Origin of the sequence: Streptomyces sp. NPDC044571, assembly GCF_040647115.1 — a bacterium.
Classification (GTDB): domain Bacteria; phylum Actinomycetota; class Actinomycetes; order Streptomycetales; family Streptomycetaceae; genus Streptomyces.
Genome location: NZ_JBEZBN010000115.1, coordinates 1 through 3,401, shown reverse-complemented (window position 1 = coordinate 3,401; position 3,401 = coordinate 1). Strand labels below are relative to the sequence as shown.

2 protein-coding genes are annotated in these 3,401 nt (G+C 67.2%); both read right to left on the bottom strand.

The genetic code is table 11. From position 1 onward, the window contains the following. Positions 1-52: 52 nt before the first annotated feature. Entirely contained in the window at positions 53-2,548 is a 2,496-nt protein-coding gene (locus AB0B01_RS30575; RefSeq protein ID WP_361726169.1) for a mannose-1-phosphate guanyltransferase, read from the bottom strand. A gap of 100 nt (positions 2,549-2,648) precedes the next feature. Next, on the bottom strand, positions 2,649-3,239 hold the full coding sequence (locus AB0B01_RS30570; RefSeq protein WP_361726166.1) for a CDP-alcohol phosphatidyltransferase family protein: 591 nt from the start codon (positions 3,237-3,239) through the stop codon (positions 2,649-2,651). Between the last annotated feature and the right edge of the window lie 162 nt (positions 3,240-3,401).

Sequence of the window (3,401 nt, the reverse complement as noted above, 5' to 3'; positions counted from 1 at the left end):
GTGGCGCTCCCGGCCCGCCGGACCTGGCCGTACGTGATCCGGTACCCGGCCGTCAGTGCCCGGCGCCGTCCACCACCCCCGCCCACTCGTCCAGCAGCGCCTGCGCGGACGCGTCGTCGGGCCCCTCGGCCCACAGGTGCGTCACGGCCTCCGCCGGGTCCGGCAGGACCAGCGCCCAGCGCCCGTCCGCCTCCACCACCCGCACACCGTCGGTGGTGTCGACCTGGCGGTCACCGGCGGCTTCCACGACCCGCCGCATCACGAGCCCCTTCACCGCCCACGGGGTCGGCACATCGCGCTTGAGCACATGGGCGCGTGGTATCCGCGCATCAATCTGGCTCAACGTGAGCTGCGTGCGGGCCACCAGCCCGATCAGCTGGACGAAGGCCGCCGATCCGTCGAAGACGCTGCTGAACTCGGGGACGATGTAGCCTCCCCGCCCGTCGCCGCCGAAGATCGTGTTCTCCGCCCGGCCCACCCGTGTCAGGTCGTCGGGCGAGGTCGTCGTCCACTCCACCTGCGTGCCGTGGTACGCCGCCACCTGCTCGGCGATCCTGGTCGTGGTCACCGGCAGCGCCACCTTGCCGCTGCGCTTCTCGGCGGCCACCAGGTCCAGCAGCACCAGGAGCGCCCGGTCGTCCTCGATGATCCGGCCGCGCTCGTCCACCAGGGAGATCCGCTCCCCCACCGGGTCGAAGCGCACACCGAAGGCGGCGCGCGCCGAGGCGACGATCTCACCAAGCCGCACCAGCCCGGCCCGCCGGGATTCCACGGTCTCCGTGGGCCTCGACTCGTCCAGGCCCGGGTTGATCGTCAGCGCATCGACCCCTAGCCGGCCCAGCAGGCTGGGCAGCACGAGACCGGCGCTGCCGTTGGAGGCGTCCACGACCACCTTCAGCCCGGAATCGGCGATCCCGGTGATGTCCACGTGCCGCAGCAGTGAACCGGTGTAGGAGTCGAAGACGCTCGACGGGAACTGCAGGTCACCGATCTCGCCCGGGAAGGCGCGCCGGTACTCCTGGCGCGCGTAGACGCGATCCAGCTTGCGCTGCTGCGCCTGGGAGAGGTCCGCGCCCCGCTCGTCCAGGAACATGATGTCGACGGAATCCGGCACACCGGGCGAGGTCCGCAGCATGATCCCGCCCGCACTGCCCCGGGCGGTCTGCTGCCGCGCCACGGGCAGCGGTACGTTCTCCAGGTCCCGTACGTTGATGGCGCTGGTCTGGAGCGCCGAGATCACGGCCCGCTTCAGTGCGCGGGCGCCTCGGGAATGGTCACGTGCCGTGGTGACGATGGCGCCCTTCTTCAGCATCGTCGCGTAGGCCCCGGCGAGCCGGACCACCAGCTCGGGGGTGATCTCCACGTTCAGGATCCCGGAGACTCCCCGGGCACCGAAGAGGTGCGCCTGCCCGCGGGATTCCCAGATCACCGACGTGTTGACGAAGGCGCCGGCCTCGACCGTCTTGAAGGGGTAGACCCGCACGTTCCCCTGAACGATCGATTCCTCACCGATCAGGCACTCGTCACCGATGACGGCGCCGTCCTCGATCCGGGCGGCCCGCATGATGTCGGTGTTCTTGCCGATGACACAGCCGCGCAGGTTGCTGTGCTGGCCGATGTAGACGTTGTCGTGCACGACGGCCTTGTGCAGGAAGGCCCCGCTCTTGATGACGACGTTCGACCCGACGACCGTGTGCTCGCGGATCTCGACGCCCGCCTCGACCTTGGCGTAGTCACCGATGTAGAGCGGCCCGCGCAGCACCGCGTCGGGGCTCACCTCGGCGCCTTCGGCCACCCACACCCCGGGCGAGATCTCGAAGCCGTCCATGTCGACCTGGACCTTGCCTTCGAGTACGTCGGCCTGGGCCTTGACGTAGCTCTCGTGGGTGCCGACGTCCTCCCAGTAGCCCTCGGCGATGTAGCCGTAAATGGGCCGGCCTTCCTTCATCAGCTGCGGGAAGACGTCACCGGACCAGTCCACCGGAACATCCGGGTCCACGTAATTGAAGACCTCGGGCTCCATGACGTAGATACCGGTGTTCACGGTGTCCGAGAAGACCTGGCCCCACGTCGGCTTCTCAAGGAAACGCTCGACCTTCCCCTCTTCGTCCACGATGGTGATGCCGAATTCCAGCGGGTTCGGCACCCGGGTCAGGCACACCGTGACCAGTGCGCCCTTCTGCTTGTGGAAGTTGATCAGGTCAGTGAGGTCGAAGTCGGTCAGCGCATCGCCGGAAATGACGAGGAACGCGTCATCCTTCAAGGCCTCCTCGGCGTTCTTCACACTGCCGGCAGTGCCGAGTGGCTTCTCCTCGTTGGCATAGGTGAGCTCCATTCCGAGCTCTTCGCCGTCACCGAAATAGTTCTTGACGAGGGACGCCAGGAACTGGACGGTCACCACGGTCTCGTTGAGCCCATGCCGCTTCAGCAGCCTGAGCACGTGCTCCATGATCGGCCGGTTGGCCACGGGCAGCAGCGGCTTCGGCATGCTTGAGGTCATGGGGCGAAGACGGGTGCCTTCGCCACCGGCCATCACGACGGCCTTCATGTCGGAAGAGTCCTCCTTGAGAGACGACGTTCTCGCCGACTTCGCCCGTCCCGTACGGAGACTCCGCAGATACTGCGCGTCAGCCCGGCACCGAGCGAGCTCAATCGGCCGCGGTGTCCGCCTTCACGAGTCGGCGGACCTGCACCACGTAAAGGATTCCTGCCCACCAGTAGAGGGTTGTACCCCATCCGGCGAACGCCCATCCGAAAACTGACCCCATCCAGGCCAACCAGCCCGTACCGTCACTGAGCAGCAGCAGCGGGAAGGCGTACATCAGGTTGAAGGTCGCGGCCTTGCCGAGGAAGTTGACCTGCGGCGGCGGATAGCCGTGACGGCGCAGGATCCAGACCATCACCAGCAGCATCAGCTCGCGGGCGAGCAGGGCCCCGGTAAGCCAGAGCGGGAGGATGCCCCGATAGGTCAGGCCGAAGAGCGTGGAGAGGATGTAGAGCCGGTCCGCGGCGGGATCCAGCAGCCGGCCGAGGCTGCTGATCTGATTCCAGCGCCGCGCGAGCTTCCCGTCGAGGTAGTCACTGACCCCGCTGAGCATGAGGACGGCCAGCGCCCAGGCGTCGTGCTTCTCCAGAATCAACCAGAGGAAGAGGGGCACACCGACGAGGCGAGCCATGCTCAGGATGTTCGGAATGGTGAAAATTCGGTCAGTCTGAACCCGAGTCTCCTGGACCTCCACCCGGGGGCCTCCACTGTTGAACGTACGAACGATGCCTCCTGACCCTACAGGACCCCGCACGGGACCCGAACGCAGAAAAGCCCCGCACCGAACCCGAAAGGGCTGGTGCGGGGCTTCCCGCAATGATTGTTCGGCGGCGTCCTACTCTCCCACAGGGTCCCC